Annotated in this window: 16 protein-coding genes; 7 read left to right on the top strand and 9 right to left on the bottom strand. The window is 52.8% G+C overall.

Annotated features, from left to right (window positions below; translation table 11 throughout):
• Positions 1-285 precede the first annotated feature (285 nt).
• The gene (gene lpxO / locus GEAM_RS08835) at positions 286-1,191 is read left to right on the top strand and encodes a lipid A hydroxylase LpxO (RefSeq protein WP_034790672.1); all 906 of its coding nucleotides are present in this window, start codon (positions 286-288) and stop codon (positions 1,189-1,191) included.
• Positions 1,192-1,270: 79 nt separating this feature from the next.
• Here the strand turns inward: lpxO and GEAM_RS08830 are convergent, their stop codons facing one another.
• The gene (locus GEAM_RS08830) at positions 1,271-2,545 is read right to left on the bottom strand and encodes a YeaH/YhbH family protein (protein WP_034790671.1); all 1,275 of its coding nucleotides are present in this window, start codon (positions 2,543-2,545) and stop codon (positions 1,271-1,273) included.
• 34 nt (positions 2,546-2,579) lie between these two features.
• Positions 2,580-4,514, bottom strand: a complete 1,935-nt coding sequence (yeaG, locus tag GEAM_RS08825) for a protein kinase YeaG (RefSeq protein WP_034790670.1) — start codon at positions 4,512-4,514, stop codon at positions 2,580-2,582.
• 533 nt (positions 4,515-5,047) lie between these two features.
• Here yeaG and GEAM_RS08820 point away from each other — a divergent pair.
• Entirely contained in the window at positions 5,048-5,797 is a 750-nt protein-coding gene (locus GEAM_RS08820; protein ID WP_034790669.1) for a MipA/OmpV family protein, read from the top strand.
• A 93-nt stretch (positions 5,798-5,890) separates the two neighbouring features.
• On the opposite strand, the gene GEAM_RS08815 is transcribed toward GEAM_RS08820, so the two are convergent.
• Both GEAM_RS08815 and gapA read right to left on the bottom strand, forming a co-directional pair.
• Entirely contained in the window at positions 5,891-6,757 is an 867-nt protein-coding gene (locus GEAM_RS08815) for a D-hexose-6-phosphate mutarotase (RefSeq protein WP_034790667.1), read from the bottom strand.
• Positions 6,758-6,833: 76 nt separating this feature from the next.
• On the bottom strand, positions 6,834-7,829 hold the full coding sequence (gene gapA / locus GEAM_RS08810; RefSeq protein WP_034790665.1) for a glyceraldehyde-3-phosphate dehydrogenase: 996 nt from the start codon (positions 7,827-7,829) through the stop codon (positions 6,834-6,836).
• Positions 7,830-8,177: 348 nt separating this feature from the next.
• On the opposite strand from gapA, the gene msrB reads away from it, so the two are divergent.
• On the top strand, positions 8,178-8,591 hold the full coding sequence (gene msrB / locus GEAM_RS08805; protein WP_034790663.1) for a peptide-methionine (R)-S-oxide reductase MsrB: 414 nt from the start codon (positions 8,178-8,180) through the stop codon (positions 8,589-8,591).
• 109 nt (positions 8,592-8,700) lie between these two features.
• A complete protein-coding gene (locus GEAM_RS08800) occupies positions 8,701-8,973 on the top strand; it encodes a YeaC family protein (protein ID WP_034790661.1) in 273 nt (90 codons plus the stop codon).
• Between the two features lie 80 nt (positions 8,974-9,053).
• Here the strand turns inward: GEAM_RS08800 and pncA are convergent, their stop codons facing one another.
• The 3 genes from pncA to sppA form a co-directional block, all read right to left on the bottom strand.
• Positions 9,054-9,680, bottom strand: a complete 627-nt coding sequence (gene pncA / locus GEAM_RS08795) for a bifunctional nicotinamidase/pyrazinamidase (protein ID WP_034790659.1) — start codon at positions 9,678-9,680, stop codon at positions 9,054-9,056.
• Between the two features lie 12 nt (positions 9,681-9,692).
• On the bottom strand, positions 9,693-10,703 hold the full coding sequence (ansA, locus tag GEAM_RS08790; RefSeq protein ID WP_034790657.1) for an asparaginase: 1,011 nt from the start codon (positions 10,701-10,703) through the stop codon (positions 9,693-9,695).
• 159 nt (positions 10,704-10,862) lie between these two features.
• On the bottom strand, positions 10,863-12,719 hold the full coding sequence (sppA, locus tag GEAM_RS08785) for a signal peptide peptidase SppA (RefSeq protein ID WP_034790655.1): 1,857 nt from the start codon (positions 12,717-12,719) through the stop codon (positions 10,863-10,865).
• A gap of 202 nt (positions 12,720-12,921) precedes the next feature.
• On the opposite strand from sppA, the gene GEAM_RS08780 reads away from it, so the two are divergent.
• From GEAM_RS08780 to GEAM_RS08770, 3 genes are all read left to right on the top strand, one after another.
• On the top strand, positions 12,922-13,473 hold the full coding sequence (locus GEAM_RS08780) for an NAD(P)H nitroreductase (protein ID WP_034790653.1): 552 nt from the start codon (positions 12,922-12,924) through the stop codon (positions 13,471-13,473).
• A gap of 260 nt (positions 13,474-13,733) precedes the next feature.
• Positions 13,734-15,701 (top strand): DNA topoisomerase III, encoded by a 1,968-nt coding sequence (locus tag GEAM_RS08775; protein WP_034790651.1) that lies wholly within the window; start codon positions 13,734-13,736, stop codon positions 15,699-15,701.
• On the top strand, positions 15,694-15,996 hold the full coding sequence (locus tag GEAM_RS08770; RefSeq protein WP_034790649.1) for a DUF1496 domain-containing protein: 303 nt from the start codon (positions 15,694-15,696) through the stop codon (positions 15,994-15,996). Before GEAM_RS08775 ends, GEAM_RS08770 begins: the two co-directional genes overlap by 8 nt.
• Positions 15,997-16,065: 69 nt before the next feature.
• Here GEAM_RS08770 and GEAM_RS08765 read toward each other — a convergent pair whose 3' ends face one another.
• Entirely contained in the window at positions 16,066-16,455 is a 390-nt protein-coding gene (locus GEAM_RS08765; RefSeq protein ID WP_272869458.1) for a pyrimidine (deoxy)nucleoside triphosphate diphosphatase, read from the bottom strand.
• A 20-nt stretch (positions 16,456-16,475) separates the two neighbouring features.
• The gene (xthA, locus tag GEAM_RS08760) at positions 16,476-17,285 is read right to left on the bottom strand and encodes an exodeoxyribonuclease III (protein ID WP_034790647.1); all 810 of its coding nucleotides are present in this window, start codon (positions 17,283-17,285) and stop codon (positions 16,476-16,478) included.
• Positions 17,286-17,443: the final 158 nt, after the last annotated feature.

Below are 17,443 nucleotides of genomic sequence, written 5' to 3'. Positions count from 1 at the left end.
GTTAATAGTTAGAGTTTTAAAAGCCAGCGGAGCAATCGGCTGGCTTTTTTATTACCTGTTTTCTGATTAACTGCCAATAATAGCTGTCAAATACCCATGTAATAACTGGGCTTATTTGATTGCGAGTGCGGCTCATCTCGGAAAATAACAGTTGGTTTAGTTAATGTTTAAACTTATTGGGAACTGTGCCTAAAAGGCACAAATAGCATAAAAGTGTAACTACAAATTTAGAATAAATCTGATTTATAATATCGTCATATGTCTAATACGTAGAGGATGGACCCTATGACGGCCATTATTATTCTTACCATTTTTGTGGTTAGCTTTATTTATGCGCATTCGCGCGGCAAGGTTAAACAGAAGTTTTCACGCCAACTACTCGACCACTCGACCTTTATGGGGCCGGTAAATATGTTTATGACCGGCTTTTCTAAACTGCCGTCGAAGCCTTATTTCCCGGCGGAAGATTTCCCGGAATTACAGCGCTTAACCGATAACTGGCAGACTATTCGCGATGAGGCCGTGCGCCTGCAAGATCATATTAAAGCGGCGCAGACCAATAACGACGCAGGCTTTAATACTTTCTTTAAACGCGGCTGGAAACGCTTCTATTTGAAGTGGTACGGCGACAGCCATCCGTCGGCGGAAAACCTCTGCCCGAAAACGGTTGAACTGTTAAACAGCATTCCTTCTATTAAAGCCGCGATGTTCGCCGAGTTGCCGTCCGGCAGCTATTTGGGTAAGCACCGCGACCCCTACGCCGGTTCCGTGCGTTATCACCTTGGCCTGATGACGCCAAACGATGACCGCTGCTTTATTGAGGTGGACGGCATCAAGCACAGCTGGCGCGACGGCCAGCCGGTGATTTTCGATGAAACCTTTGTTCACTGGGCGGAAAACAAGACTGACGAGACGCGTATTATTCTGTTCTGCGACGTCGAGCGAAAAATGAAGTGGCCTTGGGCGCAGCGCGTTAACCATTGGGTTGGCAGCACGCTGATGTCAGCCGCCAGTTCGCCTAACGATGAGCAGGATCGCACCGGTTTTATTAATAAGATATTCAAGTATGTCTATGCACTGCGTAACGGCGGGCAGGCATTAAAAGCGCGCAGCCGTAAAACTTATTACTCGCTAAAGTGGTTGGTGATGATTGGCATCTTGGCCGCTATTATCCTGCCAAGCATCAGCTGAGTAATTAGATTCTTTATTCATCTATTAAAATAGAAAACGGCCAGTTAAATCAATTAACTGGCCGTTTTATTAAACAGATTTAGTTTTCTTGAACTTGCTTATGGAACAGTTCGCGGAATACCGGGTAAATATCCTCCGGTTCGCGAATATGTTGCATGGCGAAATTACCAAACTTCTGCTGCAATACTTCATATTCACGCCACAGCGTTTGATGAGCCCGCCGGGTTATCTCGATATAACTATAATAACGCACCATAGGTAGCAGCTTCTGCGCCAATATTTGGTGGCACAGCGGTGAGTCATCGGCCCAGTTATCACCGTCAGACGCCTGCGCCGCGTAAATATTCCACGCCGCCGGGTCGTAACGCTCCTGAATAACCTCGTCCATTAACTTTAACGCGCTGGATACAATGGTCCCGCCGGTCTCCTGTGAGTAGAAAAACTCCTGTTCATCCACTTCTTTGGCCTGAGTATGGTGGCGGATATAGACCACATCGACGTTTTTATAGGTTCTGCTCAGGAACAGATAGAGCAGGATATAGAAACGCTTGGCCATATCTTTGGTTGCCTGATCCATAGAGCCGGAGACGTCCATCAAACAGAACATCACCGCCTGGCTGGAAGGCTCGGGGCGACGCTCATAGTTCTTGTAGCGTAAATCAAAAGTGTCGATGAACGGCGTTCTGGCGATTTTCTGCCGTAGCTCTGCAATCTCTTTGCGCAGCCGTTCTTCTTCTAACAGTTGCGCGGGCTCGCTGTTTTCCACTTCTGTCAGCGTAGACTCCAGCTCGCGCAACTCCCGTTTTTTCCCTGCGGTCATCGCCGTACGGCGGGCGAGGGAGTTCTGCAAAGAGCGAACAACACTGATATTGGCCGGCACACCGTTTGAGGTATAACCCGCGCGGTGCGTTTTGTACTCGGTCATCTGCCGGAACTGGTTTTTCTGCAAATTCGGCAGCGCTAAGTCTTCGAACAACAGGTCAAGGTACTCGTCTTTCGAAATCTGGAAGGAGAACTCATCCTGGCCTTCACCGTCCTTGCTGGCGTCACCTTGTCCGCTGCCGCCGCCACCGCCCCCTTGCGGTCGTTCGATGCGGTCATTCTGCACAAAGTGATCGTTGCCGGGGTGAACGCGGTGGCGCAGGCCGCCGCGACCCTGATGAAACATAGGCTCGTTGATATCTTCATTGGGGATCGAAACCGACTCCCCGCTGTCTACGTCGGTAACCGAACGCTTGTTGATGGCCTCGGCAATCGACTGTTTGATTTGCGACTTATAGCGGCGTAAAAAGCGCTGGCGGTTAACCGCGCTTTTGTTCTTGCCATTCAGTCGACGGTCAATAAAGTACGTCATATTTCCCCCAAACGACGTTGCCAACGATCCTCTGTTACGAAGATTTTCTCACGCGCAGATACCATTCACACAGCAGGCGAACCTGTTTGCGTGTATATCCTTTCTCCATCATTCGGTCGACAAAGTCATCGTGTTTTTTCTGTTCATCGGTCGACGTTTTGGCATTGAATGAGATAACCGGCAGTAATTCCTCAGTATTCGAGAACATTTTTTTCTCGATAACCGTGCGCAGTTTCTCGTAGCTGGTCCAGTTCGGATTACGGCCACTGTTCTGTGCTCTGGCGCGCAACACGAAGTTGACTATCTCGTTACGGAAATCTTTCGGGTTACTGATTCCGGCTGGTTTTTCGATTTTCTCCAGTTCGGCATTCAGTGACTCGCGGTCAAACAGCTGGCCGGTATCCGGGTCGCGATACTCCTGATCTTGGATCCAGAAGTCGGCATAAGTGACATAACGGTCGAAAATGTTCTGTCCGTATTCCGAGTAGGACTCAAGGTAAGCCGTCTGGATCTCTTTGCCGATAAACTCAGCGTATTTCGGGATCAGATAGCCTTTCAGGTGCTCAAGATATTTCTCCGCCACGTCCTGCGGGAACTGCTCGCGCTCAATCTGCTGCTCAAGGACATAGAACAGGTGGACTGGGTTGGCGGCGACTTCCGCGTGGTCGAAGTTGAAGACGCGCGACAGGATTTTGAACGCAAAACGTGTCGACAGGCCATTCATCCCTTCATCCACACCGGCGTAGTCACGGTATTCCTGATAAGACTTGGCTTTCGGGTCAGTGTCTTTCAGGCTTTCACCGTCATAGACGCGCATTTTCGAGTAACTGCTCGAGTTTTCAGGCACTTTCAGGCGAGACAAAATCGAGAAGCGGGCCAGCGTTTCCAGCGTTCCCGGTGCGCATGGAGCGTGCACCAGCTCACTGTTGCTCAACAGCTTGTCGTAAATCTTGATCTCTTCGGACACCCGCAGGCAATAAGGCACTTTGACAATGTAAACGCGGTCGAGGAACGCCTCATTGTTCTTATTGTTGCGGAATGTCACCCACTCGGACTCATTGGAGTGAGCCAAAATGATGCCGTTGAACGGCAGGGCGGAGATACCTTCGGTCCCGTTGTAGTTACCTTCCTGCGTGGCAGTCAGCAACGGGTGTAGCACTTTGATTGGCGCTTTGAACATCTCGACGAATTCCATCACCCCTTGGTTCGCACGGCACAATGCGCCGGAGTAGCCATAGGCGTCAGGGTCGTTTTGCGCGTGGTTTTCCAGTTTACGGATGTCGACTTTACCGACCAGCGCGGAGATGTCCTGATTGTTCTCATCGCCGGGTTCGGTTTTGGCGATAGCAATCTGTTCGAGAATCGATGGCCAGACCTTGACCACTTTGAATTTGGTGATGTCACCGCCGAATTCGTGCAGGCGTTTGGCGGCCCACGGCGACATGATGGTGCCGAGATAGCGAGTCGGGATGTTGTATTCTTTTTCAAGAATGGTCGCATCTTCTTGCGGATTGAACAGGCACAGCGGGTGATCATTCACCGGGCTGCGCTCGCCGTTGGCGCTCAGAACATAGATAGGCACGCGCTGCATCAGCGCTTTCAGCCGTTCTGCGAGGGAGGATTTACCACCACCCACCGGGCCTAATAAATAGAGGATTTGTTTCTTTTCTTCCAAACCTTGAGCGGCATGTTTTAGGTAGGAGACAATCTGTTCGATAGCTTCTTCCATACCGTAAAACTCTTCGAACGCGGGGTAACGAGCAACAACCCGGTTGGAGAATAAACGCGACAGGCGTGGTTCTAGCGCGGTGTCTACCATCACTGGTTCACCGATCGCCATCAACAGGCGTTCCGCGGCATTGACGTAAGCACTTTTATCTTGCTTCGCAATGGTGAGGAATTCCTGAAGTGTGAACTCTTCGTCCTTGGCAGCTTCATAACGCTGGCGATAATGGTCAAATATGTTCATACGTTGCCCGTCCTTCGTTAATTTATCCGCGGCAATTGAGGCCGAAACTTCAATGACGTTGGATATAGCACAGGTTAATGAGAGCGTTGGAAATCAAAAACAGCTCCCGGAAAAAAGCTCTCCATCTCAGTGCAGCAACCCTTATGCCAACTTGCAGAAACCCATTTTTCACACGAACAGATTTAAATTATTGCGACTGCCGTGAACCAGCGGGTCGGGAAGTGCCTCAGATGAAGTCTTTCATCTATAAATAAGCGTAGTTTGGCATTACAAAAATTTCCTCTCCTCAGATCCCATTTTTTAAGACATATCAATGACTCAGTTCAGCGCTTTCGACTTTGAAGCCTTATAGGACGTGGGCTGAGCGGGTGATGCCCGTTGTTTAGTCATTTTTATTTCATACTTTGCATATAAATTATGCGATCGCCTTGGTTTTTCTGCGTAAGTTATTCACGACAACTGTAAATGCTAAGCGAAGCGATTATTCTTCGCTTACACTACTGGCGGTTTTTAAATTAAGGGAATTAATAACAATGAAAATTTCGCATTTCAAAACATTGTCCATCGCAACCGCAGCCGTCCTGTTCAGCCACGCCGCTGCGGCGGGGACATGGTCGCTGGGTGCATCAGCATTAGTCGACGTAAATCCGTATAAAGGGTATGACACTAAGGTTCTCCCAGTTCCGATCATCAGTTATGAAGGCGATGATTTTTATTTCCACACGCTGACTGCCGGTTATTACCTGTGGAAAGACGATCAGAACAAACTCAGCCTGACCGGTACTTACATTCCGTTCGGTTATAAGCCTGGCGATTCTGATGATTCCCAGATGAAGCGTCTGGATAAACGCCGTGGCACATTAATGGCGGGTCTGGCTTACTCACATATCGAAGAGTGGGGAACAATCCGCACCACCTTCAACGGTGACGTGCTGGATAACAGTGATGGGATGGTGGCTGACCTGGCTTACCTCTACACCTTCCACCAGGATAACTGGGCCTTGGTGCCGGGTATCGGTGTGCAGTGGAGCAGCAGCAATCAGAACCAATACTACTACGGTATTAACAGCAATGAATCTCGCCGCAGTGGCTTGAACAGCTACTCGCCGGATGACAGCTTCAGCCCGTATTTAGAGCTGTCTGCCAAGTATGACATCAACAAAGATTGGCAAGCCTTCTTCATGGGCCGCTATATCCGTCTGGATAGCGAAGTTAAAGACAGCCCAATGGTGGATAAATCTTACTCCGGGATGTTGTGGACTGGCGTGACTTACAGCTTCTAAAAACAGACGCGCCCCAAAATGGGGCGTTGTTTGCTACAAAATGGGGCGATTCGCCCCATTTGCACATCTGTAGTGCGGAAAAAAATCAGCGCACTATTTTTTACTAATAGTTACAGCCAGTTTGGCTGGTTTAGACGCGGTGCTTTTCTGCGCCTGCGTGACGCAGCCGGTTTCCACACACACCATGGTCTTATAACTGTCATCCGCCATGTCTTTCATGCTGGTGGACAATTCCACACCCGGGTTCCAGGCAATCACGTCGCTATTGTGGTGATGTTCCACCACCAGCGTGCGGTTTAATGCTGAATCCACGATCAGGCTGGTGGCCTGTGGCTGGGTGAAAATACGGTCAACCTGACCGTTGAAGGTCAAATCGCCTTGCAGCTCAGACTCTTTCCCGCCATTCACTTTATCAATGAAAGGTTGACCCAGTCCGGTCACTTTCACTTTGTCGATATCGCCAATGTTGAAGTAGGCGTGCAGGGCGCTGGTGGTTTCGAAATCACCGGTAGATTCCAGTTCAATATGGCAAATCTCACCGAGAGTGAATTTGGCGGTAAGGGTGAACGCGTGCGGCCATAGCTCGCGGGTTTCTGCGCTGTCTTTCAGGGTCAGAGCTAGCTCAACGCCTTGTTCGTTTTCACTATGAGAAGTCAGTTCCCACGCCAAATTGCGCGCAAAGCCGTGCGAAGGTTTGCCCGCCGGGCCGAACCACGGCCAGCAGATTGGCACGCCGCCGCGAATAGCGACGCCCGGCTGGAAAGCCGTTTCCTTGCTCAGCCAGATAATAGGTTCTTCGCCTTCAGGCTGCCACGCCACCAAATGAGCACCTTGTAAGGTGATGGCTGCGCGTAATTTAGGATGGGTGATAACCAGAACCGGTAATTCATCAATCTGACGCTGGCTGATTGCCGGCGTGATTTGTTTTAAGACGGGTAGAGTAAAGAGTTTTGCGGTCATGAGTTGAATCCTTGATCGGCAGAAAGCAAAAGGGCGACTTAGCGTCGCCCTTCAATCATTTCTTCACATCGGCCAATTATTTGGAGATATGAGAAATCAGGTCCAGAACTTTGTTTGAGTAGCCAGTTTCGTTATCGTACCAAGAAACCAGTTTCACAAAGTTGTCGTTCAGAGCGATACCTGCTTTAGCATCGAATACTGAAGTCAGTTTTTCGCCGTTGAAATCGGTAGAAACCACTTCGTCTTCGGTGTAGCCCAGAACGCCTTTCAGCTCGCCTTCAGCAGCGGCTTTGATTGCTTCACAAATTTCTTTGTAAGAAGCTGGTTTTTCCAGACGTGCAGTCAGGTCAACAACAGAAACGTTGGTGGTTGGAACGCGGAACGCCATACCAGTCAGTTTGCCGTTCAGAGCAGGGATAACTTTACCTACTGCTTTAGCTGCACCGGTAGAAGAAGGGATGATGTTCTGAGATGCGCCGCGGCCGCCGCGCCAGTCTTTGTGAGACGGGCCATCAACGGTTTTCTGAGTCGCGGTAGTTGCGTGAACAGTGGTCATCAGCGCTTCAACGATACCGAACTTGTCGTTGATAACTTTAGCCAGTGGTGCCAGGCAGTTAGTAGTACAAGAAGCGTTAGAAACGATTTCCTGACCTGCGTATTCTTTATGGTTAACGCCCATAACGAACATTGGGGTGTCATCTTTAGATGGGCCAGTCAGAACCACTTTCTTAGCGCCAGCTGCGATGTGTTTACGTGCAGTTTCGTCAGTCAGGAACAGACCGGTTGCTTCAGCAACAACGTCAACGTTAACTTCGTTCCATTTCAGGTTAGCTGGATCACGCTCAGCAGTAACACGGATGGTTTTGCCATTTACAACCAGATGACCGTCTTTAACTTCAACTTTACCGTCGAAACGGCCGTGGGTTGAGTCGTACTTCAGCATGTATGCCATGTAGTCAGCGTCTAACAGATCGTTGATTGCTACGATCTCGATGTCAGAACGTTCTTGAGCAGCACGAAAAACAATGCGACCGATACGGCCAAAACCGTTGATACCTACTTTGATAGTCATATATTCCACCAGCTATTATTTAGTGAATAAAAGGTTGGTTGTAAAATTACAAAAACCTTCCTAAGCGTCAAGCGGAATCGTGTCAATACTTGCTGTAAGTCAAAGCTGAGACTCACTTTTGCTCGGATATTGCACATTCCGTTTCCTAATCGGCTAGAAAAGACATGGGGGCCATTTCACCGAATATAAAGTCCATCGAGAACTAATATGTGATCTGTATCACATTGCCCTTTGGCCCAACGCCGATGGCATACAGTTTAAGCCAAAACTGGCAGACTCGTTGTTAATTTATTGTTATAATAAGCTGTTATTTTAGTTGATTTTCCTATCTGGCAGAGAATGACAACCATGGCCAATGACCCTAAAGATCCATCTTCTTCAGTTCAACTCACTGAAATTCAGCATTATGTGACGCAAGAGCGCGGGACTGAACGCCCGTATACCGGTAAATTACTGCACAACAAACGTGATGGGATTTACCACTGTCTGGTGTGTAACGCGCCGCTGTTCTACTCCGATACCAAATATGACTCCGGCTGCGGCTGGCCGAGTTTCTATCAGCCAGTGACTCATGACGCAATTACTTATCTGACTGATAACACTCACAATATGGAAAGGGTGGAAATCCGCTGCTCCAACTGTGACGCCCATCTGGGGCACGTTTTCCCCGATGGCCCAGAGCCAACCGGTGACCGTTACTGTGTGAATTCGGCTTCGATGAGCTTTATCGATGGCGAAAACGGCGAGAAAACAGCGGGCTAATTTGCTGCTGCAAACACCCTCGTCATTGTGGTGTAATTTTAACGACAAAATCGATTCAGCCATTATTCACTACCCGATGAATAATTAGCCAACACGAAGAGAGCGGTTGATGGAAATTAATGATTTGGTCGGCGTGATGACGCCGGAGATTTACCAACGACTGGCGCTAGCCGTTGAATTGGGGAAATGGCCGGACGGCGTGAAGCTGACGCCGGAGCAGAAAGAGAACAGTCTGCAAATGGTGATGCTCTATCAGGCGCGCCACAACGTCGATGCTCAGCACATGAGCATTGGCACTGACGGCCAAATCGTCACCAAGAGCAAGCAAGAGCTGAAGCAGCAGTTTGCTCAGGAAGCCTTAATCCGCATTAAGCCGGAATAAGCGCCGCGTTATCTCAGTAAAACCAGCAAAAATAGAAAAGGGCGCCAATGCGCCCTTTGTCATGTCTGCAAGCCGCTCTATCAGCTCAAGCCGGCGAGGGTGATGAGCTTTGCTCCGGCCTGTTGCATTTCATCAATTGCCTGCTGGTTGTCCTGCGGGTTGATATTTACCCCTCGGCAGCCTTCGACCAGCAACTCAACCTCATAGCCCAGCTGTAGCGCGTCCAGCACGCTAAACTTGACGCAGTAATCCGTTGCCAGCCCCATGACTGTCAGGCGCTGCACCTGCTGTTGTTGCAACCATTGGTGCAAGCCGGTGGCGGCGCGATGAGCATTATCAAAAAACGCGCTATAGCTATCGATGGCGACGTTTTGCCCTTTGCGCACCACGTGATCAATCTGCTGGCTATCAAGCTGCGGGTGGAACTCCGCGCCGTGCTGGCCCTGTACGCAGTGTACCGGCCACCACACCTGCGGCAGGCCGTCGAGCTCGCCCAGCGTCCACGGCTCGGCATTGGCGTTGACAGCAAAGCTGCCGTGAGCCTGCGGGTGCCAGTCCTGCGACGCCACCACCGCCACGCCCTGCGACTTGCAGACGCCAATAGCCTGATTGGCCACGCTGATGGTGGCATCGCCTTCCTGCACCGCCAGCGCGCCGCCGGGGCAGAAATCATTTTGCAGGTCGATCAACAATAATGCGGAATTCATCGGGCGCTCCTGTTATTCGGTCAGCTCACCGCGCAGGTTTTGCTGCATCAAAACGCGGATCTCTTCAGCCGACAGCGGCTGGCTCAGCAGATAGTGCAGCTTGGTCAGCGTGGCTTCCACGGTCATATCAAAGCCGCTGATCACGCCGGAATGCGCCAAGGCGTTGCCGGTAGCATAGCCGCCCATATCCACGCGGCCAGAAATACACTGGGTGAGGTTCACCACCACGATGCCGCGCTCGGAGGCGTCTTTCAGCACTTTCAGCAAGTCGCCTTTCTGTGGCGCATTGCCCACGCCGTAGGAACGCAGGATTAACGCTTTCACCGGCTGCATCAGGAAGTTTTCTACTACTTCGGCGGAAATCCCCGGGTAAATGGTCACCACGCCGATGGGTTGCGGCGTGATGTCATGCACCTTCAGCGGGCCAGTGGCCGCCGGGATAGAAGGTGTGGAGAGGCGGCGAATGTGGATCCCAGCCTCCAGCAGCGGCGCAAGGTTTGGCGACGCAAAGGCGTCGAAGCCGTCAGCATGGGCCTTGGTGCTGCGGTTGCCGCGATACAGGCGATTGTTGAAGAACAGCGAGACTTCATTCACCGGATGGTTCGCCGCGATATACAGCGAATTCAGCAGGTTAATTTGGCCGTCAGAGCGCAGGGCTTCCAGTGGAATTTGTGACCCTGTCACAATCACCGGCTTGCCAAGATTTTCCAGCATAAAGGATAGCGCCGAGGCGGTGAACGCCATGGTATCCGTGCCGTGCAGGATAACAAACCCGTCGTACTCATCGTAATGCGCCAAGATATCGTCGGCGATGTGCTGCCAGTCTTCCGGCGTCATGTCGGAGGAGTCCATCAGCGGCGCATACTCTTGAATGGTGAACTCAGGCATCTCCGGGCGGTGGAACTCAGGCATCAGGGCCAACTGGCGCTGGAGGTGGCCGGAGACCGGGATATAGCCGTTTTCAGAGCGTTGCATACCGATGGTACCGCCGGTGTAGGCGACATAAATTGATTTTTTGGTCATGACAGGATTCTTAATTTTTAGAAAGCTTGCTTTCGAAATACAGGGATTTTCAGAAAGACAAAACGCGATGGCAGGAAGTATAAGGGCAACTGGGCGTTTGCCTCAAAAATAAAAAAAGCCCGGCGGTTAAGCTCGGGCTTTTTACAGGGCGAGATGAAGTTATTTCACGTCGCCGCAGGTCAGGCACAGCGCATAGCGGTTTTGCGGATCGTTCATGTTATTGAACAAATCAGCCTGAGACTTCAACTCCAGCGCCATTTTGGTCACCGGCGCAGGCAGGTAAGCCTGAACCGCTGCGGGCAGCATGGCGTGAGCCGAAGCGCTCACCTGTGAGAACACCAGATCGGTGAAGCTTGGCTCGTTGACGTACCAGTTCAACTGCCATTTTGGCAATTTCGCCAGCTCGGCGGCTTTGTTCACGGCGTCATCGAAATCACCCAGTTGGTCCACCAGACCGTCATTCTTGGCATCAGAACCAATCCAGACGTGGCCTTGGGCAATCTGGTCGATCTGCTCAGGGGTTTTATTACGCGCCTTCGCCACTAAACCGATGAAGGTCTTGTAGCCGTTCTCGATATTCAACTGCATCATCTGTGAGAACTCAGGCGGCAGGGCTTTGGTCACCGCAATATCAGCCAGCGGCGATGTTGCCACGCCGTCGGTATGCACGCCAAAGTTGTCGAGGGTGTTTTGGTAGGTGTTGATCACCCCGAAAATACCAATCGAGCCGGTCAGGGTGCTTGGGCTGGCAATAATGTAGTTAGCTGGCGTCGAGATCCAGTAACCCCCAGATGCCGCCATGCCACCCATGGAAACCACCACAGGTTTGCCCGCTGCGCGAGCCGCCGCCAGTTCAGAGCGAATCACTTCCGACGCGCTGACGCTGCCGCCCGGGCTGTTTACGCGGAACACGATAGCTTTGATTTTTGGATCAAGGCGCGCATCGCGAATTTGCTGGGCCGTGGTGTCACCACCGACTGCACCGGCTTGCTCTTCACCGTCGTTAATCGCGCCGTTAGCGAAGATAACCGCGATTTGCGGATCGTTATTATCCGGCTTCGGCTTGGTGGAGTAGTCGTAGATGCTGGTGTAGTTGAAATCCTTGGCCTGCTTGTTCCAGCCGAAGGCCTTCACCATGTCATTGTCCGCTTCATTGCGCGAAGCCAGAACGTCCACCAATTTGCTCTTCAGCGCGTACTGCGCCATGTCGCCGCCGGTCTGCTGCATACCGGCCAGAACGCCAGCGGCACCCGGGAACAGCTGCTCAGGCGTGATTTGGCGGTTAGCCGACACGGTATTGAGATAGTTGTTCCACAGTGCGCCAATCCAGCGGCTGTCGGCTTCACGCGCGGCAGGGGACATGTCATCGCGAATCAACGGCTCAACCGCCGACTTGTAGGTGCCCACGCGGAAGATATTGGTGGTGACCTTCAGCTTGTCGAGCAGCGATTTGTAGTAAAGGTTATTGGTGGCGAAACCGTGTAAGTCCACCGCGCCCTGTGGCGACAAGTAGATCTTGTTGGCGTAGCTCGCCAGATAGTATTGCGACTGATCATAGCTGTCATTGATGGCGTAAATCGGCTTGCCGCTGTCGCGGAATTCGCGCAGAGCTTTACCGATGTAGTTCAGTGACGTCTGGTCAGTACCGGTGAAATCACTCAGTTGCAGCACCATGCCGGTGATGTTCTTGTCATCTTTGGCCTGACGAATGGTGTCGACCAAATCAAACAGTGAGTTTTCCTGAAGGCGGTTGCTGGAAGTGCCCAGCAGCTCGCGGCCCCACTGGCGAACTTTGTTGTTCACCGACGGCTTATCCACCACGGTTCCGCTTAAATCAACCAGCAGGGCACCTTTAGTGGTGGTATCCGCAGGTTTGGATTGGAATGAGAAATAGACCCCGACACACAGCAAAATGAGCAGGATGAGGAATACGTTGAGGATAAACTCTCTGACGAAATTAAGAAGACGCCAGGTCCACTTAAAAAAACCGGCGATAATTCGCCACAATGTGCGCATGGTCTCTCCAACAAGACGGGAAAAGTATCGCTATCCTAATGACCCGCCGGAGAAATGTCAGCTTTAAATCATGTCAGAATTTGGCAAAGGGGCAGGCCATCACGCCGTGCTGCGGCTAAATCTCTGGTTAGCAAAAGGCTGGCTGCTTATGTTAACGTAAGGTAAATGCCTATCATTATCAAAAGCGCTTATGGAGATTTAAATGGACGCTCTAGACTTATTGTTGAATCGTCGTTCGGCTTCACGCTTGGCGGCTCCAGCCCCGGCGGGCGAGGCTCTGCAAAACATTATTAACGCGGGTATGCGCGCCCCAGACCACGGAGCATTGCAGCCGTGGAAGTTTGTTATCGCCGAAAACGACGGCCTGACGCGCTTTAGCGAACTGCTGCGCGCCGCCGCCATCAAAGACGGCGCCGATGAGAAGGCGATTGAAAAAGCCACTCAGGCCCCGCTGCGCGCGCCGCAAATCATCACCATTATCGCCAACTGCAAAGAGAGCGCCAAAGTGCCAGAGTGGGAGCAGGTGGTTTCTGCGGGCTGTGCGGTGCAGGCGATGCAGATGGCCGCGCTGGCTCAGGGCTTTAACGGCATCTGGCGCACCGGCGCGTGGACCGATCACGCTGACGTTCGCGCCGCGTTCAAATGTGGGCCAAACGACAAAATCGTCGGCTTCCTCTACCTCGGCACGCCACAGCTCAAGTCCAGCACTCAGGTTATCCCGGCCGACAGCAGCGCCTTCGTCACTTATCTGTAATGAATTTATGCAGCAAACAGACTGCGATTTGCTGCTGTGAAATTCGCCGGTTTAGCGGGCATTATTCCGATAAACCGGCAATTCGCTGACTTTGTGAGCGACCATTCTACTCTCGACCTCTTCGTGACTTACCAATTCCGCCGCCAACGGCTAACATAGTCCTACCTGCACCCTAATGATGCTGTGAACAAAGGATGGACGATGAGACTCAGGGCGATAAAAACGGTATTACCCAATCCGACAGTTAAGGATGCTGCCTGATGCGTTTATTTATTGCCGAAAAGCCCAGCCTGGCTCGCGCTATTGCTGACGTTTTGCCTAAGCCCCATCGTCGCGGCGACGGTTTTATCGCCTGCGGCAACGATCAGGTGGTCACCTGGTGCGTCGGCCACTTGCTGGAACAGGCGCAGCCCGATGCCTACGACAGCCGCTATGCGCGCTGGAACCTCAACGACTTGCCGATCATCCCGGAAAAGTGGCAGCTTCAGCCGCGCTCTTCTGTCGCTAAACAGCTGAATGTGATTAAAAAACTGTTGCTGGAAGCCACACAGGTTATCCACGCGGGTGACCCGGATCGCGAAGGGCAACTGCTGGTGGACGAAGTGCTGGACTACCTCGAGCTGACACCGGAAAAACGCCAAAGCGTGCAGCGCTGCCTGATAAACGACCTCAACCCGCAGGCCGTCGAACGCGCCGTTGAGCGCCTGCGCGACAACCGCGACTTTATTCCTCTCTGCGTCTCGGCGCTGGCGCGCTCCCGCGCCGACTGGCTGTATGGCATCAATATGACCCGCGCCTACACCATTCTCGGGCGCAACGCAGGCTATAACGGCGTGCTCTCCGTGGGCCGCGTGCAGACGCCGGTGCTCGGGCTGGTGGTGCGCCGCGACGAAGAGATTGAAAACTTCGTCCCTAAAGATTATTTCGAAGTCAAAGCCCATATCGTGACGCCGCTGGATGAGCGTTTTGTCGCGCTGTGGCAGCCGAGCGAGTCCTGTGAGCCGTATCAGGATGAAGAGGGCCGACTGCTCCATCGCCCGCTGGCCGACCACGTGGTGGCGCGCATTGCGGGCCAGCCCGCGCTGGTCACCGGCTATAACGACAAGCGCGAAAACGACACCGCGCCGCTGCCGTTTTCCCTTTCCTCATTACAGATTGAAGGTTCGAAAGCCTTTGGTCTCAGCGCCCAGCAAATCCTCGATATTTGCCAGCGGCTGTATGAAACGCACAAATTGATTACGTATCCGCGTTCGGATTGCCGATACCTGCCTGAAGAGCATTTTGCCGGGCGGCACTCGGTGCTCAATGCCATCAGCATCCATCAGCCCGATTTACTGCCGCAGCCGGTGGTGGACGTGGATAAACGCAATCGCTGCTGGGATGACAAAAAGGTCGATGCTCACCACGCCATTATCCCGACGGCGCGCAGCAGTAAGGTCAATCTCACCGACGACGAGCAGAAGATCTATAATCTGGTGGCGCGGCAGTATCTGATGCAGTTCTGCCCGGACGCCGTGTTCCGCAAATGCGTGATTGATCTGGATATCGCCGGTGGCAAGTTCATTGCCAAGGCGCGTTTTCTGGCCGAAGCGGGCTGGCGCACCCTGTTGGGCAGCAAAGAGCGTGACGAAGAGAACGAAGGCACGCCGCTGCCGGTAGTCGCCAAGGGTGATGAATTGCTGTGCGAACGGGGGGAAGTGGTCGAGAGACAAACCCAGCCTCCACGGCCTTTTACTGACGCCACGCTGCTCTCCGCCATGACCGGGATCGCCCGTTTCGTGCAGGACAAGGCATTGAAGAAAATCCTGCGCGCCACCGACGGTTTAGGCACTGAAGCCACCCGCGCGGGGATTATTGAGCTGCTGTTCCGCCGCGAGTTTCTCTACAAGAAGGGGCGCTATATTCACTCGAGTGACACTGGCCGGGCGCTGATCCACTCGCTGCCAGACATCGCCGGACGCCCGGATATGACCGCTGACTGGGAGTCCACGCTGACCCGCATCAGTGAGAAAAATTGCCGCTATCAGGACTTTATGCAGCCTCTGGTCGCGACCTTACAGAGCCTGATTATTCAGGCGAAAACCAACCGGGTATCGTCGGCGTTTCGCAGTATTCCGTCCAAGCCGGCGGGTGCAAGCAAGGCGGCGACCGGTGCCAAAGGCGCGAAGAGCGCCCCTAAACGCCGTAAGGCACCGCCAAAAGGTAAGGAAGCGACCCAAGATGAATAAACTGATAATGGCCCTGTTGAGCAGTTCGCTGTTACTGGCCGCCCCCGCGATGGCGAATCGCCCCGGCGTCGGCAACGGCGCTGATATCGTGGTGCCACTGCCGCCGCAGGTGTGGGAGAACAGCGCCAATGCCAGCCAAAACAGCGCGCCGACTTGCCATAACTGCTGCATTTATAACAATAAAAGTTACACCGAAGGCGCAGTCGTCACGGCGGACAGCATCGTTTTACAGTGCGTGCGCGACCCGCAGGTTGTCGGCACCAATGATTTGAAATGGGAACGGATGAAGAAGTAACGCAGGCCGTTCTGCAAGCCATAAGTCAAAGCAAAAGGGCGCCGAGAGGGCGCCCTTCGTTTTATTCATCTAGCCTGACAGCGTGGCGCAGTAGGCTTCCAGCAAGGGGATATCGGCCGGAGCCAGCGCGTAGCTGAATGCCTGCTGTGGCGTCACCCAAACATATTCCGAGTGACAACGTAACGTAATATCGCCTTGGAAGGCTGAAACTCGCCACGCGTGCAGGCGAATGACTCGCGCCGTCTGGGCAGTGTCGTGGCTGGCAACCCAAGCTTCCACCTGTACATCGATGGCCATCTCTTCCTGCAACTCACGAATTAACGCCTGCGGCTGGGTTTCCCCGGCTTCCACTTTGCCACCGGGGAACTCCCACAGACCTGCCTGATCGCTGGACCCGTCGCGGCGAGCCAGCAGGATGTTGCCATCCCGCTCAATGATCGCCGCCACCACGTCCACTATCGGCAGAGTCGTCTGGTCGGTCATTTCAGGTCGAATTCAGCCCACACCGGCGCGTGGTCAGAAGGCTTTTCCATTGCACGAATGTCGTAATCGATGCCGGTGGCGATGCAGCGCGCCGCCAGCGGGGTGCTGGCTAACAGCAGGTCGATACGCAGGCCGCGGTTTTCGTCAAAGCCTTTAGAGCGATAGTCGAACCACGAGAACTGATCGTTCACTTCTGGGTTGGCGAAACGGAAAGTATCCACCAAGCCCCAGCCTTTCAGGCGATCCATCCACTCGCGCTCTTCTGGCAAGAAGGAGCACTTGCCGGTGCGCAGCCAGCGTTTGCGGCTGTCTTCACCAATACCGATATCTAAATCGGTCGGGCTGATATTCACATCGCCCATCACCAGCACCGGATTTTGCACCGACAGGTGATTCGTCAGGTAATCCTGCAAGTCCTGATAGAAACGCGCTTTGGCGGGGAATTTGGTCGGGTGGTCACGACTTTCGCCCTGCGGGAAGTAGCCGTTAATCACGGTCAGCAGGCCCTGCGGGGTTTCGATATCCGCCATGATGATGCGGCGCTGGGCGTCTTCTTCGTCGCCCGGGAAGCCACGGCGCACGGCAACTGGCTCCTGCTTGGTGAGCATCGCCACGCCGTAGTGGCCTTTTTGGCCGTGATAGAAAACGTGGTAGCCGTGCTGGCTAACTTCTTCCAGCGGGAACATATCGTCATGCACTTTGGTTTCTTGCAGGCCGATAACGTCTGGCTGATGTTGCTCGATAAGGGCGGCGAGCTGGTGCGGACGCGCGCGCAATCCGTTGATATTAAAGGAGACGAACTTCATAGTCGGGAACCATTTTAGACGGTGAAATCAGCAGCCGATGTTAGCAGATAATTTTTGCCAATGGTACGAGGGCGGCACTGCTCAGCTTTTGAACATATTTTCAAGAATTGAAGATAATTGAGCCTTGTCCTAAGATTTTTCTGCTAATTATTACAATT

It is taken from the genome of Ewingella americana ATCC 33852 (assembly GCF_000735345.1).
Taxonomy (GTDB): domain Bacteria; phylum Pseudomonadota; class Gammaproteobacteria; order Enterobacterales; family Enterobacteriaceae; genus Ewingella; species Ewingella americana.
The sequence above is the reverse complement of the archived record's forward strand: the minus strand, read 5'-3'. Positions and strand labels throughout refer to the sequence as shown.